Annotated in this window: 23 protein-coding genes; 6 read left to right on the top strand and 17 right to left on the bottom strand. The window is 36.9% G+C overall.

What is annotated here, in order from left to right; all coding sequences use genetic code 11:
- Window positions 1-31: 31 nt before the first annotated feature.
- The gene (rlmD, locus tag CXF71_RS18265) at window positions 32-1,435 is read right to left on the bottom strand and encodes a 23S rRNA (uracil(1939)-C(5))-methyltransferase RlmD (protein ID WP_101234368.1); all 1,404 of its coding nucleotides are present in this window, start codon (window positions 1,433-1,435) and stop codon (window positions 32-34) included.
- Window positions 1,436-1,966: 531 nt separating this feature from the next.
- Here rlmD and barA point away from each other — a divergent pair.
- Window positions 1,967-4,825 carry a two-component sensor histidine kinase BarA gene (gene barA, locus CXF71_RS18270; RefSeq protein WP_101234369.1) on the top strand — a complete coding sequence of 953 codons (2,859 nt, stop codon included), beginning with the start codon at window positions 1,967-1,969 and terminating at the stop codon, window positions 4,823-4,825.
- Between the two features lie 594 nt (window positions 4,826-5,419).
- On the opposite strand, the gene CXF71_RS18275 is transcribed toward barA, so the two are convergent.
- From CXF71_RS18275 to rpoE, 11 genes are all read right to left on the bottom strand, one after another.
- Entirely contained in the window at window positions 5,420-5,665 is a 246-nt protein-coding gene (locus CXF71_RS18275) for a hypothetical protein (RefSeq protein ID WP_101234370.1), read from the bottom strand.
- Window positions 5,666-5,870: 205 nt separating this feature from the next.
- A complete protein-coding gene (pdxJ, locus tag CXF71_RS18280; protein ID WP_101234371.1) occupies window positions 5,871-6,611 on the bottom strand; it encodes a pyridoxine 5'-phosphate synthase in 741 nt (246 codons plus the stop codon).
- Between the two features lie 51 nt (window positions 6,612-6,662).
- Window positions 6,663-7,388, bottom strand: coding sequence for a DNA repair protein RecO (recO, locus tag CXF71_RS18285; RefSeq protein WP_101234372.1), 726 nt, complete (start codon window positions 7,386-7,388; stop codon window positions 6,663-6,665).
- Window positions 7,389-7,402: 14 nt separating this feature from the next.
- Window positions 7,403-8,320 carry a GTPase Era gene (gene era / locus CXF71_RS18290; protein WP_101234373.1) on the bottom strand — a complete coding sequence of 306 codons (918 nt, stop codon included), beginning with the start codon at window positions 8,318-8,320 and terminating at the stop codon, window positions 7,403-7,405.
- 3 nt (window positions 8,321-8,323) lie between these two features.
- Window positions 8,324-9,103 carry a ribonuclease III gene (gene rnc, locus CXF71_RS18295; protein WP_101234374.1) on the bottom strand — a complete coding sequence of 260 codons (780 nt, stop codon included), beginning with the start codon at window positions 9,101-9,103 and terminating at the stop codon, window positions 8,324-8,326.
- Window positions 9,104-9,141: 38 nt separating this feature from the next.
- Window positions 9,142-10,074 carry a signal peptidase I gene (gene lepB, locus CXF71_RS18300; RefSeq protein WP_101234375.1) on the bottom strand — a complete coding sequence of 311 codons (933 nt, stop codon included), beginning with the start codon at window positions 10,072-10,074 and terminating at the stop codon, window positions 9,142-9,144.
- 90 nt (window positions 10,075-10,164) lie between these two features.
- Window positions 10,165-11,955 (bottom strand): translation elongation factor 4, encoded by a 1,791-nt coding sequence (gene lepA / locus CXF71_RS18305; RefSeq protein WP_101234376.1) that lies wholly within the window; start codon window positions 11,953-11,955, stop codon window positions 10,165-10,167.
- 120 nt (window positions 11,956-12,075) lie between these two features.
- Entirely contained in the window at window positions 12,076-12,555 is a 480-nt protein-coding gene (locus CXF71_RS18310; protein ID WP_101234377.1) for a SoxR reducing system RseC family protein, read from the bottom strand.
- Between the two features lies 1 nt (window position 12,556).
- On the bottom strand, window positions 12,557-13,564 hold the full coding sequence (locus CXF71_RS18315) for a MucB/RseB C-terminal domain-containing protein (protein WP_101234378.1): 1,008 nt from the start codon (window positions 13,562-13,564) through the stop codon (window positions 12,557-12,559).
- Window positions 13,565-13,620: 56 nt separating this feature from the next.
- The gene (locus CXF71_RS18320) at window positions 13,621-14,331 is read right to left on the bottom strand and encodes a sigma-E factor negative regulatory protein (protein ID WP_101234379.1); all 711 of its coding nucleotides are present in this window, start codon (window positions 14,329-14,331) and stop codon (window positions 13,621-13,623) included.
- A gap of 46 nt (window positions 14,332-14,377) precedes the next feature.
- Window positions 14,378-15,004 carry an RNA polymerase sigma factor RpoE gene (gene rpoE, locus CXF71_RS18325; protein WP_198559913.1) on the bottom strand — a complete coding sequence of 209 codons (627 nt, stop codon included), beginning with the start codon at window positions 15,002-15,004 and terminating at the stop codon, window positions 14,378-14,380.
- A 247-nt stretch (window positions 15,005-15,251) separates the two neighbouring features.
- On the opposite strand from rpoE, the gene nadB reads away from it, so the two are divergent.
- Entirely contained in the window at window positions 15,252-16,853 is a 1,602-nt protein-coding gene (nadB, locus tag CXF71_RS18330; protein ID WP_101234380.1) for an L-aspartate oxidase, read from the top strand.
- A 46-nt stretch (window positions 16,854-16,899) separates the two neighbouring features.
- On the opposite strand, the gene CXF71_RS18335 is transcribed toward nadB, so the two are convergent.
- Complete coding sequence (locus tag CXF71_RS18335) at window positions 16,900-17,169, bottom strand: hypothetical protein (protein ID WP_157826791.1); 270 nt, start codon at window positions 17,167-17,169, stop codon at window positions 16,900-16,902.
- Window positions 17,170-17,323: 154 nt separating this feature from the next.
- Window positions 17,324-17,629, bottom strand: coding sequence for an FAD assembly factor SdhE (locus CXF71_RS18340; protein WP_101234382.1), 306 nt, complete (start codon window positions 17,627-17,629; stop codon window positions 17,324-17,326).
- Window positions 17,630-17,855: 226 nt separating this feature from the next.
- On the opposite strand from CXF71_RS18340, the gene ygfZ reads away from it, so the two are divergent.
- Entirely contained in the window at window positions 17,856-18,830 is a 975-nt protein-coding gene (gene ygfZ / locus CXF71_RS18345) for a tRNA-modifying protein YgfZ (protein WP_101234383.1), read from the top strand.
- 30 nt (window positions 18,831-18,860) lie between these two features.
- On the top strand, window positions 18,861-19,352 hold the full coding sequence (locus CXF71_RS18350; protein ID WP_101234384.1) for an FKBP-type peptidyl-prolyl cis-trans isomerase: 492 nt from the start codon (window positions 18,861-18,863) through the stop codon (window positions 19,350-19,352).
- 170 nt (window positions 19,353-19,522) lie between these two features.
- Here CXF71_RS18350 and recA read toward each other — a convergent pair whose 3' ends face one another.
- The 3 genes from recA to CXF71_RS18365 form a co-directional block, all read right to left on the bottom strand.
- Complete coding sequence (gene recA / locus CXF71_RS18355; RefSeq protein ID WP_101234385.1) at window positions 19,523-20,560, bottom strand: recombinase RecA; 1,038 nt, start codon at window positions 20,558-20,560, stop codon at window positions 19,523-19,525.
- Between the two features lie 521 nt (window positions 20,561-21,081).
- Window positions 21,082-23,295 carry a putative bifunctional diguanylate cyclase/phosphodiesterase gene (locus CXF71_RS18360; protein ID WP_157826792.1) on the bottom strand — a complete coding sequence of 738 codons (2,214 nt, stop codon included), beginning with the start codon at window positions 23,293-23,295 and terminating at the stop codon, window positions 21,082-21,084.
- A gap of 84 nt (window positions 23,296-23,379) precedes the next feature.
- Window positions 23,380-24,276, bottom strand: a complete 897-nt coding sequence (locus CXF71_RS18365; RefSeq protein ID WP_101234387.1) for an ArgP/LysG family DNA-binding transcriptional regulator — start codon at window positions 24,274-24,276, stop codon at window positions 23,380-23,382.
- A gap of 122 nt (window positions 24,277-24,398) precedes the next feature.
- Here CXF71_RS18365 and CXF71_RS18370 point away from each other — a divergent pair, with 122 nt between their 5' ends.
- Together CXF71_RS18370 and CXF71_RS18375 are read left to right on the top strand one after the other, a co-directional pair.
- Window positions 24,399-25,019 (top strand): LysE/ArgO family amino acid transporter, encoded by a 621-nt coding sequence (locus tag CXF71_RS18370; RefSeq protein WP_101234388.1) that lies wholly within the window; start codon window positions 24,399-24,401, stop codon window positions 25,017-25,019.
- Window positions 25,020-25,311: 292 nt separating this feature from the next.
- Window positions 25,312-25,890, top strand: coding sequence for a hypothetical protein (locus tag CXF71_RS18375; RefSeq protein ID WP_101234389.1), 579 nt, complete (start codon window positions 25,312-25,314; stop codon window positions 25,888-25,890).
- Window positions 25,891-25,947: the final 57 nt, after the last annotated feature.

Consider the following 25,947-nt stretch of genomic DNA (forward strand, 5'->3'; position numbering starts at 1 on the left):
ATAAGTAGTTGACTGATACTTAGGATAAATATTATTGAGTAAACAATACCATAGTCTCAACATGCTTTGTCTGTGAAAACATATCCAGAAGTGATATTTTCTCAAGGTTATAGCCCTGAGAAACAAGAATTGCACTATCTCTTGCTAAGGTTGCTGGATCACAGCTGACATATAATACGCTAGGTATTTTTAGTTTCGCAATTTGATTCACCGCCTCTTCTGCACCTGCTCTTGCAGGGTCAAGTAATACCTTATCAAAAACATGCCCGCTAGCCCATGACTCTAATAACCACTGGCTATTCAAATCGGAATGATAGAACTGGCAATTATCAAAACCATTAATTTGGGCATTATGGGTCGCTTTATCAACCATCACTTGCACCCCTTCGACACCAACAACATGTTTTGCTTGTTTTGCCAACGCTAAGCTAAAATTCCCTAGACCACAAAATAAATCGAGGACATTATCGGAGGGTAAAACATTTAACCATGCTAAGGCCTGGCTAATCATGGCATTATTAACCTTGTGATTAATTTGAATAAAGTCACTGCTCGAAAAATAAATTTTACTGTTATCAGCTAATTCATAAGAAAGTACAGAAGGGCTCCCCTCCTTGTGACTATTAAGCGGTTGTTGTTTGTCACCTTCATCAATAATGACATGCCAGTCATGCTCTTGAGCATATGATTGCCACAGCCCGATATCAGTTTCATTCATCGCCCTTAGTTGGCGAATAACAAGGACAACTTGATTCTCTTTTTGACTATTATTTTCAGATGTTGTATCAATTAAATCCGCTTGAATTACTTCGATATGACCAATAGCCGATTTTACCGTAAGTTGTGCTAATAGCTTTTTTAACAAAGGAAAAATAGCATTAAGTGGCTCAACTAAAACAGGGCATGATTTTATCGCGGCTAGTTGGTTAGTCGATTTTTGTCTAAAGCCGATAGTCGCTTGGGAGTTTTTGTCGAATTGTACCCCTATACGCGCTTTACGACGATAATGCCAGGGACTACTTTCTACCGTAGCCTGCCATGGCAGATCTTTTTGCCCTACTTTTTTAACGATATTATGATCACTAAAACAACGGGAGAAAAGTTCGCTAATTTTATTTTGTTTGAAGTCAAGTTGCGCTTCTATATCAAGCATTTGCAGATCACAGCCACCACAGACACCAAAGTGCAGACACTGAGGTGTAACTCGACTATCACTTGGATTGTTAATAGAGATAAGTTTTGCTCGAGCATATTTATTCTTTTGCTCGATAATCTTCACCTCAACAACTTCATGAGGTAAAGCGCCAGCGATAAAGACTGGTTTATTTTGCCAACGAGCAACCCCCACACCGTTCATGTCCAGTTTATCAACATTGACTGTCAATCGCTGATTTGACGTTTGTGGTTTAACTGCTGCTTTAAAATAATTTGCCATTTTCACCCTAGAATTTACGCTAACTTTATTAATTAATACTTATTTTAAGTAGATATATACCCGCTCCACTTGAAGATGCTCGTTTCAGGAAACCTGAACGAATCATAATCAAGACACATTTTTTGTTAAGGGTCACTCCCTTAAAAACAAGTGTAACGACGAGTATGGTTTACGCAGTTTCCCCAAAGGGCTGGCTTATAAACGCTTTATGCTGCGTTATTGATTTCGACAATAACCCTACATGGATGTCGCTTATTAGAGAATGCAGGAGCACATTCTCCTGAATAACTATTATCTTCAATCAATGCCTTGCCTAAAGGCGTTTTTAATTCCAGCTGAATCCTGCATGTTCAATTGGAACGGGTATACACCAATCAAACTAATTCATTAATCCGATTGGTCTTAGCTATCGATACTATAAATTTATAGCAGCTTATGAGATTATTTATGTTAAGTTGGATAATCGATTAGATAGCTCATTATTTCAGTGGGTATTTTACCCTAAATTTATCAAAAAAGTTCAACAAAAAAATGCATAAAATAAGCCTGAAAGACTGGGTTATCATACTCACTATCATTCCAACCACTCTGATCGGTTTTGGTTTAGCCAGTTATTTTTCTTATAGCCGTTCTGTTGAACTAAATGATTTCCTTGAACAACGCGCAAAAAGCATCATTGAACCGATTGCAATTGCAAGTAAAGACCCATTACTAAACAAGAACAGAGATAAACTGCGTCAACTAATAAGCTTCACTCACCGCAATCAATCAAGCATTGTTAAAAGCATTGTTATTTTTACTGAAGATAATCAAGTTTTTGTTACTAGTGCATATCATGGTGATACGAATCTAATGCGACTAAAAGCTGGAGCAGAATTACCAAGCCACACGACTATTCAATCTTTATCCGATTATATAATTTTTAGAACACCTATTATTGATGAAAACTATAACTCTCAATCTAATGCAAACTTTACTGCAACGGCTAGTTCACAATATAATTCTGCGTTCAATAACTCAAAACCTGTAATTATTGGCTATATAGCCATGCAAATTGATAAAAATCACCTAAACTTTCAACAACAAAGCCAATTCATAGTTGCTTTTACCTTTGCTTTACTCGGCTCTTTACTTAGCGCTATCTTTGCAATCAGGCTTATTAAAAAAGTAACCAAGCCTATTAACTCTATGGTACAAGCAATTGAACGTATTAGAGAAGGAAAACTGGAAAGTAGAGTCAGTGGCCAACTCATTGGCGAGCTTAATTTTTTGAAGAATGGCATTAATGCCATGGCACAATCACTCGACAGTTACCAAAATGAAATGCATGCCAGTATAGATCAAGCCACCATAGATTTACGTGAAAGTTTAGAGCAATTTGAAATTCAGAACGTCGAACTTAGTATTTCTAAGCGTAAAGCACAAGAAGCCAATAAGGTGAAGTCAGAGTTCTTAGCTAATATGAGTCATGAGTTACGTACACCACTCAATGGTGTAATTGGCTTTACTCGACAAGTACTGAAAACACCACTCACTGAAAATCAGCGGGATTATTTGCAAACCATTGATCGTTCAGCAAACAACTTATTGACAATAATTAATGATATTCTTGACTTTTCCAAACTTGATGCCGGCAAAATGGTTATTGAAAATATTCCTTTTTCTTTAAGAGAGTCTATTGAAGATACCCTAATTTTATTAGCACCCGCTGCCCATAAAAAGAATATTGAATTATCTATCAATATCCCACAAGAATTACCCGATTCACTTGTCGGTGATACAATGCGAATTAAGCAAATTATCACCAATTTGATCAGCAATGCGATAAAATTCACACCACAAGGCTGTGTTGCTGTAGATATTACCAGTGAAGAAGTAAATCAAAAAAATATAAAGTTAAAAGTCACGGTTAACGATACGGGTATCGGTATGACCATTAACCAGCAAAGAACTATTTTTGATGCGTTCACCCAAGCTGACCAAAGTATCACGCGCTTATATGGTGGTACAGGTCTTGGTTTAGTCATTTGTCAGCGACTTGCACAAGAAATGACTGGCGATATAGGTTTTACCAGTGAAAAAAATCACGGTTCTAGTTTTTGGTTTACTTTTCAATGTGAAGTTAATTCTATGCCATTAATGTTGGAGTTAGATAACCAGCACTTGGCAAATAAGACGGTACTCTACTTCGAAGAAAATGATCACAGTCGTGAAGCAACCAAAAATATATTAAAGCATTGGAAAATGCGCGTTACTAGTGTAATAAACAGGCATCAATTATCACAAGTACTTTCCCATAGTAGCCAAGCTAAACGAGGCTTTGATTATGCACTTATTGGCCATAACCAGACAGCTACAGCATTAAGTGATCTCAAAAAAACCATCGCACTGTTAATGCCTATTTCTAGTAATATACATTTAGCTTTAAATAATAATTCTCCAAGCTTACAGGAGGCATTAATTGCTAGTGGTGCGGTTAGTTGTATGAGTAAACCATTAACCTCAAGCAGCTTAAGTAGAGTATTACAGCCCGCTATAGAAGCTAAGTCAGAAAGACTCACGCTAAATGCACCCATCGGAAAAATATTACCAATAAAAGTATTAGCTGTTGATGATAATGAAGCTAACTTAAAATTAATTAAAGCACTGCTGTTAGAACAAGTGGCGGAGGTCGTTGTAGCCGACAATGGCTTAGTAGCGATAGAACTTTGTAAAATTGAAACCTTTTCTTTAATTTTTATGGATATTCAAATGCCTGTTATGGATGGCATCAGCGCGCTAAAAGAAATAAAGCAGTTAGATAATAATAATAAAAATACTCCTATCATAGCGGTTACTGCACATGCATTAAGTGGTGAAAGAGAAAAAATGTATCAACAAGGCTTTAATGCCTATATGACAAAACCAATAGATGAAACGATGTTACGACATATTATTTATGAATATTGTGACTTTAATCACCTAGTAAGCCCTTCTGTGCCAGTAATATCAAGCAGCACTTCGAATCAGACAGAACAACTTACCAAGGTAATTGATTGGCCTTTAGCCCTAAAACGCAGTGCTAATAAAGCAGATTTAGCCAAAGAAATGTTCCTAGGGTTAATAGAGAGTTTGCCTGAAACTCAACAAAATATCAGTGAAGCAATTGAAGCTCAAGATATAGCTTTGATTAAGCGTTTAGTACATAAGCTTAACGGCGCTTGTTGTTATACTGGGGCTCCCAACTTAGCCAAGATTACGATTCAATTAGAGACCCAGCTGAAAATGGGATTAAATTTAGAAGAACTTGAACCTGAATTTTTAGAGTTTTTCGAACATATAGAGCAAGTACTGTTTGCAGTGCCTGAAGCACTAAAAGAAATGAGTCTAAGTAACCAGGACTCTGCTTAATATATATTCCTCTAGCTGCCATTTTTACTTACTTCTGCGTTAAATTTATTTGTAATAGACCAGCTATTGACGCGTAAATTAGCCTTGGATAATGAAAATTTATCAAGCTAGAGCTATTGCAATAATTCTAGTATTTTAATTACATGCTTTAACTATCTATTAAGAGTTTAGGTTATACCAATTTGATTAAATTTCTTCCCAACTCAGAGCTCTGCTCGATGTTCAATAACAAGGCAAATTTGTTTCGGTTTAGTCATTCTAAATCAAATAAACTTAACGATGTTAGTGAACATCGAGAAAGCTCCCAGAGGGCGAGTTTAAAAGGTTTACATGCTGTGTTATTGATTTTGATAAGGACGATACATGGATGCAGATTATTAGAGAATACAGGAGCTTATTCTCCTGAATAACCATTCTCTTCAATCAATGCCTTGCCTCTAAGCCTTTTAATTCTGGCTGAGTGGGAAAGAACTTAATCAACTTGGTATTAAGTAATATTTACCTTCAGCTTACATAAAAAAAGCAACAGATACTGTTGCTTTTTTATGTAATATCACTTGGATTATTATTTATTCATAACTAACTTACGTATAATTAGCGAATTATAATATTTGATGACGTATCTATATCACCATCTTCAGAAATAACTGCAATCCCGCCACTACATTGTAGTACAGCTATACTATGACCATTTTCATTACGAACAAATTTCAGCTCATAGCCAAATTTCCCCAAGCTACTCGCTGAGAATTTTTGTGCTAATGATAACTTATTCCACCAAACTGACTGCTCTGGAGCTTCCCTTCTGCGCTCTAGCATTGGTTTCATCTGTGTATGCATTATTTATCCTCACTTATTTTTACGGAGTCCTTTCCGCACTATATCCCTTATAGTGTAGACTATAATTTATACAAAGATAAAATAAATGAACAAATAAATGAACAAATAAATGCGTTATTAAAAATGTACTAGTTTGAACTGAATACTCGCTCTAGCTGAAGGTACATTTTTTAGAGCCTACTTTGAATAGTAACGGACATGAATACTATGAATTATAAGATCTTGCTTCTAACATCAATTTTTTCATATCACGAACCGCTTTATCTAGACCATCAATAACTGCTCTAGCAATTATTGCATGGCCAATATTTAATTCGATAATCTCTTTAATAGCGGCAATAGGCTTGACGTTGAAATAATTTAAACCATGACCCGCATTCACTTTTAGCCCTAAGCTATGAGCATATTTAATACCTACGGTTAAGCGTTCAAGTTCTATCTGCTGCTCTTCCTCTGAGGTCAGGTCAGCATAGTGACCAGTATGAATCTCTATATAAGGCGCTTTACTGGCAACTGCAGCATCAATTTGTGCTTTATCAGCATCAATAAATAAACTTACTGCAATACCTGCTGCTGTTAGCTGTTCTGTAGCCTTAGTTATTTTATCTAACTGCCCTACAACATCTAAGCCACCTTCTGTAGTTAGCTCTTCACGTTTTTCTGGCACTAAACAACAAAAAACTGGTTTCACATCACATGCTATCGCTATCATTTCATCCGTGACAGCCATTTCAAAGTTCATACGAGTATGCAATGTCTGCTTTAAGACATAGATATCTCGGTCTTGGATATGACGTCTATCTTCGCGTAAGTGCACGGTAATACCATCTGCTCCAGCATGTTCTGCAACACTGGCGGCATAGACAGGATCAGGATAATTAGTACCACGGGCTTGTCTTAGAGTGGCAATATGATCAACGTTTACACCTAATAATAATTCAGACATTTTTAATCTCTTTTTTAATTTTATTGAATATTTTCTAACGTTATAAATAACTCAACTGTATGCTTTATTTGCAAAAAGTTTACGGCTATTTAATGGTTTATTCCCTAATAACTGGTTTATAACCTGTCGCATTAATAACTTAAAAGTATAACTAACTTCTTCTGCAACTTTATTTTCAGATAAAGAGCTTTGGTATAGAGATCCCCGTTGAGCAATTGCTTGTAAATGGGTCCTATCGAAGCATTGGGCGCTGTTTTTTGGGGAAGTACTATATACAGGAACAAAGCCTTGCTCGGTGATATAATGAAAGTATGTAACATCGTGCTCAAATACAGGACTAAAGTCAAATGACAGTCCTAACTCTTCAAGCAGTGCTAGTTCAAATAAACGTAGATGTGGGGCAATTTCTTCGCCTTGAGCTAAGGCGGTCAACGTGGCTTGATATTGAAAAAATAGTTGCTGACAAGCAATTTGCTCTGTTAATAAACGAATCATCAATTCATTAATATAAAAAGAGCTAAACAGGCTATGTTTTTTCAGCGAATATGACTTTGCAATAGAGTCAACTTGGGTGATCTGCTTAACATTACCTTGGCCTTTTAATAGTAATCTTAGCGGTAAAAAAGGCTGAATTAAGCCTTTTTTAATAGAACGCTTAGATTGACCAACATAAACTAAAGCCGTTAGTTTTCCATCATGCTCTGTTAATAAATCAACTATTTGCTGATTTTCACGGTACGGTCGACTATGCAAAACAAAGGCGTTTTGTTCAATCATTTACCGTACACCTACTAACCTGAGTAATCATCACCATAACCTAAGCTACGTAATGCTCGTTCATCATCAGCCCAACCTGACTTCACTTTAACCCAGGTTTCAAGGAAAACTTTACTCTCAAACAAACTCTCCATGTCCCGTCTGGCTTCTTGACCAATGGTTTTCAAACGCTCACCTTTATTACCAATAACCATACGTTTTTGGCTATCACGTTCAACTAATATAAGCGCATTTATATGAATAATCCCCTTATCATCCATCTTAAATTGCTCGATCTCTACCGTGATAGAGTAAGGTAACTCATCACCAGTAAAGCGAATTAACTTCTCACGAATAATTTCAGAAGCCATAAAGCGACTAGAGCGATCAGTAATGTGATCTTCTGGGAACCAAAAAACGCCTTCAGGCAGGGTTGTTAAACACAACTGACGAATAGTATCAACGCCATGACCTTTAGTCGCACAAATAGGCACTATATCTCTAAAGTCATGCATTTCGCCTAATTTTTGCAGGTGAGGCAATAACTCATCTTTATCTGGTATGTTATCTGTTTTATTCACCACCAATATACAAGGTGTACCGCTTTGTTTAACTTTAGATAACACAAGCTCATCATCTTTTGTCCAATGAGTTCCTTCAACTAAAAACATGATTAACTCAACTTCGGCAATTGAGCTACTTGCAGCACGGTTCATTAATCTATTTATGGCACGTTTTTCTTCTGTGTGTAAACCAGGAGTATCTACTAATACTGCCTGTCTATTTTCTTCAGTCAAGATCCCTAAAATGCGATGACGAGTCGTTTGTGGTTTTTTAGAGGTAATACTAATTTTTTGCCCTAATAAGGCATTTAATAACGTTGATTTACCAACATTTGGGCGACCGACAATAGCAATTAAGCCTGCATAGGTATTTGAGGTATCGTTGTGCATAATTTATTTTCTCAGGCTGCTTTTTTTGCTTAGGTTACTTTTAGTATGTCGGGAATTTGCTAATTTAGCTTGCTTTGACGGCTTTATTTTCACTTCTTTCTCTTGTTCAATTATGGCAAGTATCTGCTGTGCAGCTTGTTGCTCTGCCTTTCTACGACTCGTTCCTTTAGCCACAACCACTTCACTTATCACTGAGGTTTCACAGCGGACCGTAAACTCTTGGTTATGTGACTGTCCCGTAGTGTCAATCACTTCATAAGTAGGAAGAGGTATTTTTCTTCCCTGTAAGAATTCTTGTAGCCGTGTTTTGGGATCTTTTTGTTCATTACCTGGCTTAATCACAGTCAAACGTTTCTCAAACCAACTTAATATAAGCACTTTACAACGCTCAATATTTGAGTCTAGATACACTGCACCAATAATAGCTTCAATTGCATCTTCTAATATTGACTCACGACGGTGGCCGCCACTTTTTAATTCCCCTGGCCCAAGTATTAAGCATTCACCCAAATTAAAGTCACGCGCCAATTCAGCCAACGTGACTCCCTTAACTAAACTAGAACGCATACGGGTAAGGTCACCCTCATCATGTTTTGGGAACTTATCATAAAGCGCTTCAGCAATAACAAAACCTAAAATTGAGTCTCCTAAGAACTCAAGTCTTTCGTTATGTTCACCTTTAGCACTGCGGTGCGTAAGTGCTTGGACCAACAATGAAGGGGCATTAAATTCATAACCAAGCTTTTTGGTTAATCTAGCGAGATTATGGGGATTAACGTTCAAGATATAACTCTTTATGCCATGTAAAAAAAGTAGCCATGTTAAATAATTGCGCCTATGCGATCAAAACGAATACCTGTTGGCAACCATTGAGGCAAGAAACTATCTGCATTTCTATCGAAATCAAAACTCATCCATATTGCAACAGCTTCACCAACAAGGTTTTCTTCAGGTACAAAGCCCCAAAAACGCCCATCTAAAGAATTATCACGGTTATCGCCCATAACAAAATAATGCTTTGCTGGTACCAAAAACTCATCTGCAGCAGTCCCTGATTGTTGGAAATAGTGAGATATTCTAGGTAAGGTTGGCTCATCATTTAGTATCTGATGACTTTTATTCAGCATTTTCGATTCAAATTGGTTCATACCAGATTCAGCATCTGGTCCTGTATATTGACCAACAAGATTTTGTTTTATTTGTTCAAAACCAGGGCATTTCTCATCGGATTCTTGGCAAGCACGTTTAATATAAAGTGATTTATTTCGGTAAATAATCCGATCACCCGGCAAGCCAATAACGCGCTTAATAAAGTCAACTTTAGGGTCTTGTGGATACTTAAAAACGACAACATCACCATGTTCAGGTAATCCGTTTTCAAGGAACTTGTGTCTTACAACAGGGTCTTTTAAGCCATAATTGAATTTATTCACAAGAATAAAGTCACCATCAAGTAATGTAGGCATCATTGAACCCGATGGTATTTGAAAAGGTTCGTACAAAAAAGACCGTAAAATTAAGACAAAGGCAATCACTGGAAAGATTTGTACCGCAGTATCCACTAAAGGCGATGGCTCGGTTAACGTTGCTAGGGCTTGTGGTGTTAATTCTGCAGCGCAATCCTCTTTCGCTGAAAGTTGCGCTAAGGTAGCTTTTAATATGCGCTGTGGTGCTAAATAAAACTTATCAGCAAACCAAACGATCCCTGTTAATACGGTAATTATCACTAAAATAATCGAAAAATAAACGGCCATACAATTCCTATTTTAAAATTCTATTAATTAAAACTTAATGACAGCAATTATTTACTGTCATTACTTTTTAAATTAACTTAACGGCTTAAACTAACTATCTAGCTTAAGCACGGCTAAGAACGCTTCTTGTGGTACTTCAACATTTCCCACTTGCTTCATACGTTTTTTACCGTCTTTTTGCTTTTGCAGAAGTTTCTTCTTACGACTGATGTCACCACCATAACATTTAGCGGTAACGTTTTTACGTAGTTGTTTCACTGTAGTACGGGCAATAACATTATTACCAATAGCGGCTTGAATGGCGATATCAAACATTTGACGATGTATCAACTCTTTAAGCTTATCAACGAGTAATCGTCCACGTGCAACCGAGTTTGCTCTGTGAGTAATCATTGCTAATGCGTCAACGCGATCACCATTAATCATGACATCTACACGAACCATGTCTGCGGCTTCAAAGCGAATGAAATGATAATCCAATGAAGCATAACCTCGACTCGTCGACTTAAGCTTATCGAAAAAGTCCATTACGACTTCAGCCATAGGAAGCTCATAGGTAACAGCAACTTGGTTACCGTGATAAATTAAATCTTTTTGTACACCACGTTTTTCAATACATAATGTAATAACGTTGCCTAAATATTCTTGGGGTACTAAAATATTTGCTTGAACGATTGGCTCTCGAATTTCTTCAATATTATTAATTGCAGGAAGATCTGCCGGATTATCTATAGAAATAACATCACCATTAGTTGAAGCTATTTCATAGTTTACTGTCGGTGCAGTGGTAATTAAATCGAGATCATATTCGCGAGCTAGGCGCTCTTGAATAATTTCCATGTGCAACATTCCAAGAAAACCAATACGGAAACCAAAACCTAATGCTGAAGAGTTTTCTGGTTCAAAAAATAATGAGGCATCGTTTAGGCTCAACTTGTTAAGCGCATCTCTGAAGTTTTCATAATCATCTGAGCTAATAGGAAAAATACCGGCGTAAACTTGTGGTTGCGCTTTTTTAAAGCCTGGTAAAGCTTTTGCAGTTTCTCTCTTACTGATAGTGATGGTATCGCCTACTGGTGCACCATGAATCTCTTTAATGCCGGCAATAATAAAACCTACTTCGCCAGCTCTTAATACACCGGTATCTTTTTGTTTTGGTGTGAATATACCAACTTTATCAATTTGATGAACTTGTCCGGTCGACATGACCAGCATTTTATCGCCTTTTTTAACTTCACCATTGATAACACGAACCAGTGAAACAACACCTTGGTAATTATCAAACCATGAGTCAACAATTAGCGCCTGTAGTGGTTCATCTACACTGCCCTTAGGGGGCGGTATATTTTTAACAATCGTTTCTAAAACATCTTCAATACCAACACCTGTTTTAGCTGAACACGTTACCGCATCGGTTGCATCGATACCTATGATATGTTCAATTTCTTCACAGACACGCTCAGGGTCAGCTTGAGGTAAATCAATTTTATTCAAAATGGGTAAAACTTCTAAATCCATTTCAAGTGCGGTATAACAGTTAGCAACTGTTTGCGCCTCAACACCTTGGCCAGCATCAACAACTAGTAGTGCGCCTTCACATGAGGCTAATGAACGTGATACTTCATAAGAAAAGTCTACATGTCCTGGCGTGTCGATAAAGTTCAGTTGGTAAGTTTCACCATCCTTCGCTTTATAGTCTAACGTTACACTCTGCGCTTTAATTGTTATACCACGTTCTCGTTCAATATCCATTGAATCAAGTACTTGCGCTTCCATTTCGCGCTCTTGTAAGCCACCGCAATGCTGAATTAAACGGTCAGATAGTGTTGATTTACCATGATCGATGTGGGCAATAATTGAGAAGTTTCGAATATTTTTCATAAAAGGCAGTCAAATAAAGGGCGTTAAAATAATATAATGGCGTGATTTTAACGAATTTACTGCCTTGGGGCTATCTTTTGTTCAGATATCTTTTGTTTCAAGCCGTAACAGGCTAAGACTTTATTTACCGAGGTTTGTCGAAGGAATAACTTCTATAATTTTAGGTTGTAATTTTTCACTGTGCAGACCTTCTTTTTGCTGAAATTTAGCCAGCCTATAACCTAAATATCCTCCGGTAACTCCAAACCCTAAGGCATATAGTTCATGGGGTAATATTTGTTGTTTTAACAACCACTGCCCAACAGCAGAAAAAGTAATTAAGCCAAGTAGAGGTAATAAATAAACTTGACCTGCACTCGATAAAATATGCTTTTCAGGTAAAGCTAACACCACACAATCGCCCTGTTTTAACTCCTTTCCTATTATATTAATATCATAAGGTAAAGTTAGGGTCAGTTTAGCTTGCGGTAATGCTTTAGCAATTTGCCCACTACCACAAGTATCAAGTTGTGCACAACCACTACAAGTTGATTTTATTTGACTTGTAACAGTAACTTGCCCTGCATCAATTGCAACAACATTAGCGAGTTCTTTTATCATCTTATTTTTCTCTTACCGAGTGCGGGGAGTCATCTTTGATATCATCAACCTTTGCTGGGACAATTGATTCTGCCATTTTTATAGCTGTGGCTAAGGGGATATCACCAACAATACCAACTTCTACTCCCTGCAGTATATGGTTAAATACCATTGTCGCGCCATCACTAGCATATTCAGCTGCTCTAAATGTTTCTTTGCTAGGGTTAACGTAGACCGAGACTTCAGTTAAGCCGTCAGAAAACAACATAAACTCAACCGCTTTATCGTCACCACGATTATAAGTATTTAGATTATGCTGATTTGATTTTATTACAGCAAAACCCGGTGGCAACCAATCGACCTGCCATGAGAGTACTTTGTTTTGTTTTTGACTAGTTACCTGAATAATATTAGGTAGTTCAGTTAACTGTAGTTGCGCTAAGTTATCTGATAATTGCTCACTCACTTCAAGGTGAGTAAATTGAATTTGCTCTAGTAGCTGTCCTTGACGTGTCAGTACCGCCATTTTTAGCAGTAAACCTGTTTTCTGATCTAGCCAAAGCCAATAACTAAAGCGATATTTGTCTTTTGCGACAATGCGTACTAGTTGAGCAACACGTCCCAAAACTCGGCTACGGCCAACAGAAATGAAGCGGTAACTTTCTTCAAGCTTGGTGATTTCACCCCGAAATATCGCAGGAATTGGACTCTGAATATCATTAGAAATAAGTGAATAGGGTTCTTGTTCAGGTTCAATATAACTAACAATCGCACCTTGACGTAGGACATCACGTCGCGGTCCATTTAATCGAGTAAATATCTCTAACTCTTGTTCCTTATCACCAATACCATGCAACCAATGATAAGGCTCTGCTTGGTTGTTTTTAACCACCACAAAAGAGGTAGTGAAATTAAGTTGACGTAATGATTGAGAGAGTCGCTCTAGCCAAAGCTTAGCGGACTGTGTATCAGCAGTTATAGCTGATACATTAAAGCTAAACAGCAATAAAAGAAGTGCTGATAATTTCATATATTCTCGTAGGTGATGGCTGAAAGGTTAATTATCAACTAATTCAGCCAATCAAGCTATTGTATATTACTACCTAATTTCACTTGTTGGTTATGATCTTTTAGCAGTGCTTGTAATCGACGTTGTTGTGCAACTCTTTCAGCAACTATCTGCTCATTCATTGCTTGCTGCGTTTGTTGCTTACTTTGAAAACTCTGCTCTGGTTGAGCAGATTGAACACTAAAGCTAACTGGATTAGCATAACCAGTTAAAGGCACAGTTTGTACTACTTGGCTTGGTGTAATCTCATTATTGGCAACATTATTTTGAACACCAACAATCATCAAAGCGGCAGCAGAAGCAGCTATAGCGACCTGTCCCATCGGCTTAACTAAAGCGGATATTTTTGCTTTAAAACGGCTCGTTGCATCAATAACACGATTATTACTTTTCTCTTCTTCAATTTTATCGCCAGTAATGCCCTTACCAGAAGATGAATCATTGTTTTGTAATACACTCTGCGAAAATGCCTGCATTGACGAATTAGGTGACAATATCGTTGCTTCTTGCGCAATGGCAGCTGAAATTGTTTTACTTAAATCTAACTGCAATGATTGTGGCACTTCATCTCGCAATACATCACCTATTAAATGATAGTTTTGCCATGTACTTGATAAGTGTTCATCCTTGAGCATATTATCAACTAAATGCGCACTAACACTATCATCTGTTGATGGAGAGTAATTATCGACTAATGAAGATATTGACTCTGATTTAATTTCACTCATATTTTACCTTAATAAAACTTAGTTAATTTCTGCTTTCACAAATGACTTAATTATTTTTTTGCAACAAGGGTCTAATCTTCTTGTCAATTGCATCACGCGCTCTAAAAATTCGCGAGCGTACGGTGCCTACAGGACACTCCATTATCGTAGCAATCTCTTCGTAGCTTAAGCCCTCGATTTCTCGAAAGTTAATGGCTAAGCGCAGATCATCCGGTAGTGATTCCATAGTACTAAAAATAACTTTTTTAATTTCAGCTGTAAGTAATATTTTCTCTGGTGATGCTGTCTCTCGCAGGGCACCACCTGTATCATAAAGTTCCGCATCACTGATTTCGACATCATTACTTGGTGGCTTTCGACCCAATGCTACACTGTGATTTTTTGCACAATTAACAGCAATCCGATACAACCAAGTATAAAAAGCACTATCACCTCTAAAGTTAGGTAATGCTCGATATGCTTTAATAAAAGCTTCTTGGACAATGTCAGGTACATCACTATGATTTTTAACATAGCGACTTACTAGGTTTGCAACCTTGTGCTGATATTTCGTTACCAGTAAATTAAACGCATTTTTATCACCACGCTGAACCCGCTCAACTAATTGTTGATCTATATTTGGTTCGCTCTTTTGAGCCATATCTTTTAACACTGACAATTGATTTGTACTCATATTTTCCATTGCCTCGTAACAAACGCATAAAGTAGGACTAATGTTTTTCAAAAAAGTTCTTTTTATTTGTGATCTTTTTTAATAATTAGACTTATGGACTTATTAAGCAATGATATTATTAATTACCAGAGTGTACTCAAGCGTTAATTAAACGCAATTATCTGGCGGCTTATACCTATGTATTATAGAATACCTGAAACTTCTTTACTTAAATATTCGCCTTAATAGCCGAACTTAATCCAAAAGTATGACTCAACAAAACAATTGTGATGTTTTAATCATTGGTAGTGGCGCCGCAGGTTTAACTTTGGCTCTGCATTTAGCTAAAAGTGCTGATGTTGTCATTTTAAGCAAGGGCCCATTAAACGAAGGGTCAACTTTTTATGCCCAAGGTGGCATTGCTGCAGTATTTGATGAAAATGATAGTGTCGCCGCTCACGTTGAAGACACTCTTATTGCAGGTGCCGGTCTATGTGACGAAGAGATTGTGCAATTTACTACAGAAAATGCAAAATCTTGTTTGGAGTGGTTAATTGACCAAGGTGTTGCCTTTGATAAAGAGCAGAGCAATACGGGCGAAACCCGTTATCATTTAACTCGCGAAGGCGGACATAGTCACCGCAGAATATTGCATGCCGCTGATGCAACAGGACAAGCAATCCAAACCACTTTAGCGGATCAAGTAAAGCAACATTCTCGTATTCGTATATTTGAGCGTTTTAATGCTATTGACCTAATTTGTCAGTCAAGCACAACAGGTAAAAAACCCAAGAAATGCATAGGCGCCTATATTTGGAATAGAAATACTGAAAAAGTTGAAAGTATTTATGCCCAAAAAACTATTTTAGCCACAGGCGGTGCGAGTAAAGTTTATCAATATACTTCGAATCCAGATGTAGCCAGTGGTGATGGTATTGCTATGGCATGGCGTGCAGGTTGTCGGGTAGCAAACATGGAGTTTAATCAATTTCATCCTACTTGCTTATTTCACCCTTCTGCTGGCACCTTTTTGCTTACGGAAGCACTTCGTGGTGAAGGCGCTAAATTAAGACGCCCTGATGGTAGTCGTTTTATGCCCGCCTTTGATGAGCGCGCAGAGCTAGCACCTCGTGATATTGTCGCGCGTGCTATTGATTATGAAATGAAGCGTTTAGGTGCAGATTGCATGTATCTGGATATTAGCCATAAGCCCAGCAGTTTTATCAAACAACACTTCCCAATGATTTATGAAAAAACCATGTCTTTGGGTATTGATATCACTAAACAACCTATTCCTATTGTACCTGCCGCACATTATACCTGTGGTGGAGTCATGGTTGATAAACAGGGTAAAACCGATGTTAATCAACTTTATGCTATTGGTGAAATGTCATACACCGGCTTACACGGGGCTAATCGCTTAGCAAGTAACTCCTTGCTTGAGTGCCTTGTTTTTGCTCGCGCTGCAGCCCTAGAGATTAGTGAAACTTTAATACAAGACAATCGTATTTTAACTCTTCCACATTGGGATGACAGTCGCGTAACCGACTCAGATGAAGAAGTTGTTATTCAGCATAACTGGCATGAGCTTAGATTATTTATGTGGGATTATGTTGGTATTGTTCGCACAACTAAACGTCTAGAGCGTGCATTACATCGTGTTGAATTACTACAGCAAGAGATGGAAGATTATTATCAAAATTTTAAAGTGAGTAATAACTTACTTGAGTTGAGAAACTTGGTGCAAGTTGCAGAGCTAATAATAAAATGTGCTATGGAACGAAAAGAAAGTAGAGGTTTACACTATACCTTGGATTATCCTGAGTTATTAACAATTGTTGAGCCAACAATACTGACGCCGACTTCATAAAACGGCTCAACCAACCGTATTAATAAAGAGAAAACAGAAAAAGAAACTATTCTAATTGTTTTATCACTCTGGCAATACGGGAGTAATCTTGTTTATTTATACTATCCCTGAAAATAAATACTAGTTTAGGGATAGTTTCGGATACATTGATACGTGGAGAGAGTAAAGGAACATCCTTTATCATAACTAGCCAGCAGCCAATAAAACTGAGTCGGCTATCAGATAAAAGTTGATAACTTACTTGCTCGTTATTAAAATGAATATTACCCGTATTCGTTAAAATTAATGAGTTGGTGAAGGGTTTATCATTACTCACTGTTAACAATAAACTAAGAAAAATAATGCTTACTACAGCTACAGTTTGAGCCAGGATATAATAAAAAGTAAAACTAACCAAAATAACTAAGAAAATGAATATTCCTAAAGCGCTATAACCGACCAGTTTATATCGAGACTCTCTTACATTAATATTATACTTTAACGCGTTTGAGTATAAATTGAACGATGGCGTTGAGCTCTGTATCTTCACAAATTTCATGTCCCATAAACCATGCAAATAACTCAGGATCTTGGCCGGTAAGTAAACGTTCAAAAGTGAATTGATCTTTCGTTGATAAGTCATCATATGCTTCTTCAACAAATGGAATAAACAACATATCTAACTCTAACATACCGCGACGACATGCCCACTTTAAGCGAGCCTTATTGACTTTTAAGAGATTAGTCGAGTTTTCATTATTTGTCACTGTGTTGCTTGAAGCTTCGTTACCTGACATAAGTACCCCTTATTGATTGATACCGTTAATCAATAGTGTAGATTAACGCAATTAAATTTTACGTCGACATTGTAACAATAACTCTCAAGTCACAGCTATACAAAACAGCCATTATCACTAATTAAATCTACCATAGTAGTTGTTTTTACTCTTTTCGCCCCTATCCTATAGTTAACCTTAAATATATTAAGCATAGCTAATCCCACGCTTTTTCATAGAGTTCATTATGACAATTATCGCCAGCACACAATTACCATCTCTAACACAACTACCAGAGACCTACCTTATTGAACTTAGCGACTTTGGGGCAATATCTTTATCTGGTGCAGAACAAACTAGTTATTTACAAGGACAAGTAACTTGTGATGTTAACAACAGCACAGAATCAAACTTACTTGTCGGTGCTCATTGCGATGCCAAAGGAAAAGTTTTTTCCGTTTTTCGATTAATCAATCGCTCTTCTGCGCATTTATTATTACAACCTAAAGCCAGTATAGAAAGTTCACTTAAAGAACTGAGAAAATTTGGTGTATTCGCTAAAGTTACCATTGATGCGATTGAAGATTTAAGCTTTATTGCTTTAGTTGGTGAGCAAGCAAATACCTTGTTACAACAAGAATTCTCACAAGTCCCAGATAGTTTAAGCCCTGTGGTTCAAGTTGGTACAACTAGCTTAGTGTACATCTGTGGTGATCAGCCTAGATACATCATTATTGATGAGCAAGTGACTATTAAATCTTTAGTCCAGAAATTAGCTCTGCCAACCTATTCTCAAGCAGTATGGAATTTATTAGAGATAACTCAAGGTTTTCCAATTCTATCAACAAGCACTAGTGGTCATTACGTGCCGCAGATGCTGAATTTACAAGCAATTAATGGCATAAGTTTCACCAAAGGCTGTTACCTAGGTCAAGAAACTGTCGCTAGAATGCAATATTTGGGAAAAAATAAGCGTGCCCTTTTTTGCTTAAAAGCACAACTTGAGCAACCTTTTCAATCGGATGACGTAATTGAAAAGCAATTAGGTGAAAACTGGCGAAAAGGTGGCGATATACTAGCCCATTATCAAGCCGATGATGGCAGTTGTGTCATGCAAGCGGTATTGGCTAACGATGGAGATCTCCCCTCACTGCGCATTGCTTCTCAAGTTGATTCGGTAGTAACAAATCAAGCTTTACCTTATACTCTTGTAGCTGAATAATCTCAATACTTAAAATCACTAGGAATAAACATGAAAATAGCTAAAAATAATGTCGTTGTTATGCACTATGCCGTATCTGATAACGAAGGCACTTTAATTGATAGCTCATACGAAGATAAGCCAATGTCTATTATTCAAGGTACCGGTTATTTAATCCCTGGCTTAGATGATGCCCTTATCGATCACAAAGCGGGTGATAAATTTGAAGTTGCCGTTGCATGTGAAGATGCTTACGGTGAAAGACATGATGATTATGTTCAAACGGTTCCTAGAGAAGTACTTGCTGGTGTTGATGATCTTTCCCTTGGCACTCAATTACGTGCAACCACTGATGATGGCGAGCAAACGGTTATTGTTATTGATGTCCAAGATGACGAAATTACTGTTGACGGCAATCACCCACTTTCAGGTTTAGACTTAAGCTTTGACGTTGAAATTATCGAAGTTCGTGAAGCTACTGCGGATGAACTTGAGCATGGTCACGTGCATAGTGAAGGCGGTTGTGGACACGATCACTCATAACGTTTGCTGCTGTACATATAACCTCACTGCTCAAAGTCCAATAAGTATGACTATTGATTAGTAACTAGTTACTAAAATATTACTAAATAGCAGACATAAAAAAACGTAACCTTACGTCTAAGGTTACGTTTTTTTGTCGCTAAGTTTTACTAAGGAAAAACTTGTGCTAATTATTCAGTTACTACTACTGCTTCTTCTTTTTTCTCTTCAGTCACAACTGCTTTTGTTAAAAACATTTCACGTAATTTAGTATCAACATCTTTAGCCATTTCCGGATGTTCGTCTAAATATTTTGCAGCATTCGCTTTACCTTGACCAATTCGTTCACCATTACAGCTATACCAAGCACCCGCTTTTTCTACAAAACCATGTTTAACGCCTAGTTCAATTAACTCACCTAAATTGTTAATGCCTTCGCCGTACAAAATTTGGAATTCAGCTTGTTTAAACGGTGGAGCAATTTTGTTTTTAACAACTTTCACTCGTGTTTCATTACCAACGATTTCATCACCGTTTTTAACTGCGCCAATACGACGAATGTCTAAACGTACTGAAGCGTAAAATTTTAACGCATTACCACCAGTAGTCGTTTCTGGGCTACCAAACATAACACCAATTTTCATACGAATTTGGTTAATAAAAATAAGCATGGTATTCGATTTTTTCAAATTACCGGTAAGCTTACGCATCGCTTGTGACAACATACGTGCTTGCAAGCCCATATGTGAATCACCCATATCGCCTTCAATCTCAGCTTTAGGTGTAAGCGCGGCAACAGAGTCGACTACAATAACGTCGATTGCACCAGAGCGCGTTAACATATCAACAATTTCTAATGCTTGCTCACCAGTATCAGGTTGCGATATTAATAACTCATTAATGTTAACGCCTAATTTTTCAGCATAAACAGGGTCAAGGGCATGCTCAGCATCAATAAAGGCACAAACTTTACCATTACGTTGTGCTTCAGCAATAACCTCTAAAGTAAGCGTAGTTTTACCGCTAGATTCTGGACCATAAATTTCAACAACACGGCCTAGTGGTAATCCACCTGCACCTAATGCGATATCTAAGCCTAATGAACCCGTAGAAATAGTTTCTACATCCATGGTGGTATTATCACCAAGCTTCATTATTGAACCTTTACCGAATTGACGTTCAATTTGGGCTAAGGCTGCTGATAGTGCTTTATCTTTATCGTCTTTCATAGTTGCTCCGCGACTCTAAATCGCTAGTTCTTGTTTATGGTTTCGTTTTGATGAGACAAGTATACTGTATAGTCGTACAGTATCAAGCTTTTTATCGTTTTTTATTTTAACTGTGAAAAAAACAAAGAGCTGGTACTTTTAAATGCCTGATATAAAAGAATAATTTAACAGTTAATAACTTTTTATTATTTTATTGTAAAAAGTTACTATTCAATTATTTATATTTATTTGACTGATTTTAACTTTTATATTTTTTATAAGGCTGTGCGATTTAACCTGTATCATAGGGGGGAATCTATTTTGGCTAAAATTAAACTTTTTAGACAGTTACGTCTTGATATTTTTTTGGTGGTGAGTGGAGCACATCTTGAAATATTTTATTATGATATTGCCACAACACATTGACTAGAAGGTAAGCCTTGAGGGAAAACACTGTTTATCGTTGAGGGTTAGAACAGTGCTTTTTTTGCTACCGATTGAACCATCCCATCAACAACAGTCTATTATAGGTTAGTTTATTATTAGCTCACCTCAAACCAAGGTTCAGGTTTGTGAATATGGTAGCCTTGCCCATAATCAATACCAATGTCGATAAGCATTTCTTCAATCACCGAGTTTTCAACAAATTCTGCAATAGTTCTTTTATTCATCGCATCGGCAGTACGTTTAATATTTTCAACAAAAACACGGTTGATCGCATTTGTGTCCATATCTTTAACAAAAATACCATCAATCTTTATTATGTCCACAGGTAGCTTTTGTAAGTAGCTAAATGATGACATACCACTACCAAAATCATCTAATGAAAAGCTACAGCCAAATTTTTTCATTTTATTAATAAAATATAATGCAGAGTCTATATGGCGGATAGCAGATGTTTCAGTTATCTCAAAACAAATTCGATTGGCAGGTACTTGGTATTGATCAAATAACTTAATTACCTGACTATAAATATCGCGGTCGGCAATCGTAACACCAGATAGATTGATACTGTAACTTGTATTATCATCCGGCTGAGAAGCAAGCATTTTAAAGGTATGCTCAATGACCCACTGATCTATTTGTCTGATTAATCCGTATTTTTCTGCCGCGGGAATAAAGTGAATAGGTGGTACAAATACTCCCTGTGCATTTTTCATCCGAACGAGCACTTCATAGTGTGAATTACGTTTTTTATTAAGCGACTTGATTTCTTGTCGATATAATAAAAGACGATTCTCTTTTAAGCCTTCCGCAACATCATGTAAGGCCTCCATTTCTTTCGCATGCAAAACTAATTGCTCATCGTCACTTTGATAAACTTGTACTCTGTTGCGACCTTTTTCTTTTGCTAATCTAACCGCTTGACCTAAGGATGAATACACTTGTTGAGCATCAAAAATAGAATGGTCTAAAATAATCACCCCAATACTGGCAGTGATGTGTGTGTTTTGTTCAAGTTCCTCAATGCGAATGTTCTGTATTTCTAAACGAGTATTATGAGCAAAGTCTTTAGCCTCACTAAATAACATTTCAGGCAATAACACAGCAAATTCATCATTACCTAGTCTACTTATAATGGCATTATCAGGAAGGAAATCTTTTAGTCCTATTGATATTTGATGTAAAAATTTATCACCAACCGCATAGCTAAGACTATTATTTATCACTTGAAATTTATCTAAGTCGATGTGCATAACTACACCTACTTGATTATTTACTATGGTATTTGCATTAATTGAGTTATGAGCAAGTAAACGATTCGCTTCAATATGTTCTGATAATTGCCTATCGAAATTCACCCTATTTGCTAAACCTGTTAGTTGGTCATGGTTATCTACATAAACTAATGTCTGTTCCACTTTCAGCTGTTTTTGTAAACTATGCTTTTTTTGGCGGTAAAAAACGTAAATAAAGAGCGTCAACAATCCCCAGATGAGTATTGCTTTAATCAAACCTTGCCGATATAAATCGTTACTGTATTTAGGAGATAAGCGGATAGCTAACTGCCAACGCGTATGTGGAATTACTTTAACAAAATTAAAAGAACTGAGCTCTTCGCCCAAAATCAATTCGTTATAATTACTATCATATTTCTCAGTGGTGAGTTCTACTTCTCCAAGAAGATCCGCTCGCATTAAAAAAAGTTGCTGATGCGGTAACTGATATTTTGTTAAAATATCAGTTAATATATCGGGATTAAAAGCGACAAAGAAAAATGAGCCCGCTCCAGATGTAGTGGCTAATGGTTGTAGTAAATCAAAATGAATACTACTTTTACTTCGGTGTAAAAATAATTTATTTTGTGCCCCATCTGCAATAGTTGTCGCTATTTCATTTTCACAATCAGGTAAAAAGCTTCCTGTTATGTGTTTTAAACTGCCTTGACCGTTTTGATCTATCAAGGCGAATAAACGGGTATTATCTATATCGTTTCGTAACGATGTTAATACTTGCATATACTCTTGCTGCGAAACGTCACCTGATTTTTTCTCTAATTGTTCAATGGCATTTAACTGTTTTTGTTGGAAAAGATCTATTTCTAAACGAAGATGAGTGAAATACTCTTGATAGTCAGAAAGGATACGATCCGTTACTGAATCCATCAATGACTCTTGGTAACTGTGGTGAATTTTATTCGCGGAAAAAGATTGTGATATCAACAAGATTAAGATTAGAAAACTCGTCAGAATAACGACAGCTTTTGATGTCTTTAATGCTTTACTTTGCTGCTGTTGTAAAGATGAGTAAGTCAATAAACGCTCAAATAATAAGTCTTGGTAACAAAACAATATAAACAGTCACTTTATGTTACGCAAGCACTATAAGTTGCCAAAAGGTTAGTGAGCTAGTTTTTCACGACCTATACTAACAATTTGCTCGGAAATCTTCTTATTAACTCCTTTGACCAGCACCCAGCTATGCCAATACAGGGTTTCTACCAATTCATTTTCTGGGCATAAGTTTATTAACTGACCTGTAGTTAATTCTTTTTCAATTTGTAATTTGGGTAACAAACAATAAGCTACCCCCTGCTTAACTAGCGCTACGAATGCTTCTGATGAACGAACACTGTGGCAATAATATTCACTGGCGGCCAAACTAAAGTGCTTTGCTATATAGCGTACATGCATATCATCTTTATGATCATAACTTATCGCTGGCGCCATTTTTAATGAGCTCTGGTTCACTCCTTTGGGAAAATATTTTGCTGCAAAACCTTCACTCGCCACCAAGCAATACTCCATCTCACCAAGCTTGAAAGAGCGATAACCTTTTAAGGGTTTTTCAATAACGCTTACCGCGCCGATTGCTTGGCCGCTTCGTAACTTGTCTAAGGTTCTCTCTTCATGTTCAATAATTAAATTCAATTCAACTAAATGATTTTTAAGTACAGGAGTAATCGCATCGATAAACCATGTGGCAATACTATCTGCGTTAACCGCTAAAGATATCTTCATCGGCTTTATTGGCTTATCCGGAGATAACAGTGGTAGCAATTCATGTTCAAGTTGTTTCACTTTTTTAAAGTGACTTAGCAATTGTTCCCCTGCCGGTGTTGCAACAATGGGTTGATTACGAATAAGAACCGGTTGGCCAACATGCTCCTCTAACGCCTTAATGCGTTGAGATATTGCTGATTGTGAGATGAATAATTTTTGTGCTGCTAACTCAAAGCTCTGTAGCTCAATGACTTCGGCTAGTGCAGCTAAAAGCTTATAATCAAAATTTGCCATATTTTATCAAAACCCCTCATAAGTTTTACTAATGATAGTTAATTATTATTAATTATATTTAAATAGAGAATTAATGCAAACTAGCGCTTATCAAATTCCCAGACAAATTATCGAGTACCATTATGAGCTTATTAGTTCTAGCAAAAGGTTTTACCCTAACATTAAGCATGATCATACCGATAGGCACACAAAATTCTATGCTCATCAATCAAGGTATTCATCAAAACCATCATAAAATGACTGCAGCTCTTTTTGTACTTTACGATGCTTTATTAATAAGTATGGGTGTACTTGGCGGAAGTATTTTACTATCCCGTAATGCCACTTTGTTCAACGTGCTCACTTGGGGCGGTATCTTGTTTTTAAGTGTCTATGGTTTAATGTCAATGAAGTCGGCTTTTGTACAAAGCAAGAATACAACTGATACCGTTTTGAAAAAGAAATCAGCAAAGATTATTTTCCTAACAACTTTAGCGGTTACGTTCTTAAATCCACATGCCTATATTGATACCGTTATGGTTATTGGTAGTGTTGGTGGTCAATATTCTGATGAAGTGAAAGTGTACTTTTTGATTGGCTGTGTTTTTGGATCATTAACATGGTTTAGTTGTTTAGCATTTGGCGCAGCTAAACTTTCAAAACAATTAAGCAGACCAAAAGTAAAAATGACCATAGATATAATTATAGCTTTAGTTATGTGGTTAGTTGCTTGGTCACTGTTTACTACATGGATGGCGCGATAATAAATCTCGCCTCTTCCATTATTAACCGCTTAGGAAGTGCTAAGACTCAAAGTGTTAGCATTTCATCATTACTTCCACAAAATCCCTTTCACCATTAATCTCTTAGACTCACAACATTTTTCCTTATTATTAAAGGCCTAACCCTGTTCCGAAAAATACTTTCACTAACAAACATTATAAATACGAAAGTATAATTAATATAAATCATGCAACTCAATAGATTACTTCTATACTCAAATATATTTCGTTGAAGCACAACCTACGTACATCTATAGTAAGTTAAAGGAGCACCATGAGCATATTATCAGGTTCAACGGCATTACGTCCCGATCTAGATTGGAGCCAACTGAAAGAAACCGTATTGATGTTAAATCTCGCTGTCGCGCAAATTGACGGTTCAATGAGCGAGGGCAATTCTTCTATTGAAACGCTTTCTGCCTCATTTACTGGACTGGCCACAAATTTAAGTGATATTCAGTCCTCAATATTACAAATGAAAGACAAGGATGATGGTGATGATGTTGGCAAATTAAAGCTCATCATTGAAGGCTCAACCACAACCGCATTAGATAAAGTCCATTCAGCAATTATAGCTTTTCAATTTTACGATAAATTAACACAACGCCTTGACCATGTAAGTCAAAGTTTAGGTGCATTAACAACATTAATAACGGACCCTGCGGCGCTTTATTCTCCTGTCGAATGGCGAGCATTACAAGAATCTATTCGAAGTAAATATACGATGAAAGAAGAGCGTAATATGTTTGATAAAGTTATCGCTGGTATGCCTATTGAAGAGGCGTTAGCTGATTTTAAAAAAGCACTGTTAGATAAAGTTAACTGCGAAGAAGATGAAATTGAATTATTTTAACTTTTACTCTGGTTCTACCTGATATAGGGGTTTGCGCCCCTTGATTAAAACCTTTCT

The organism is Colwellia sp. 12G3, assembly GCF_002836775.1.
GTDB lineage: Bacteria > Pseudomonadota > Gammaproteobacteria > Enterobacterales > Alteromonadaceae > Colwellia.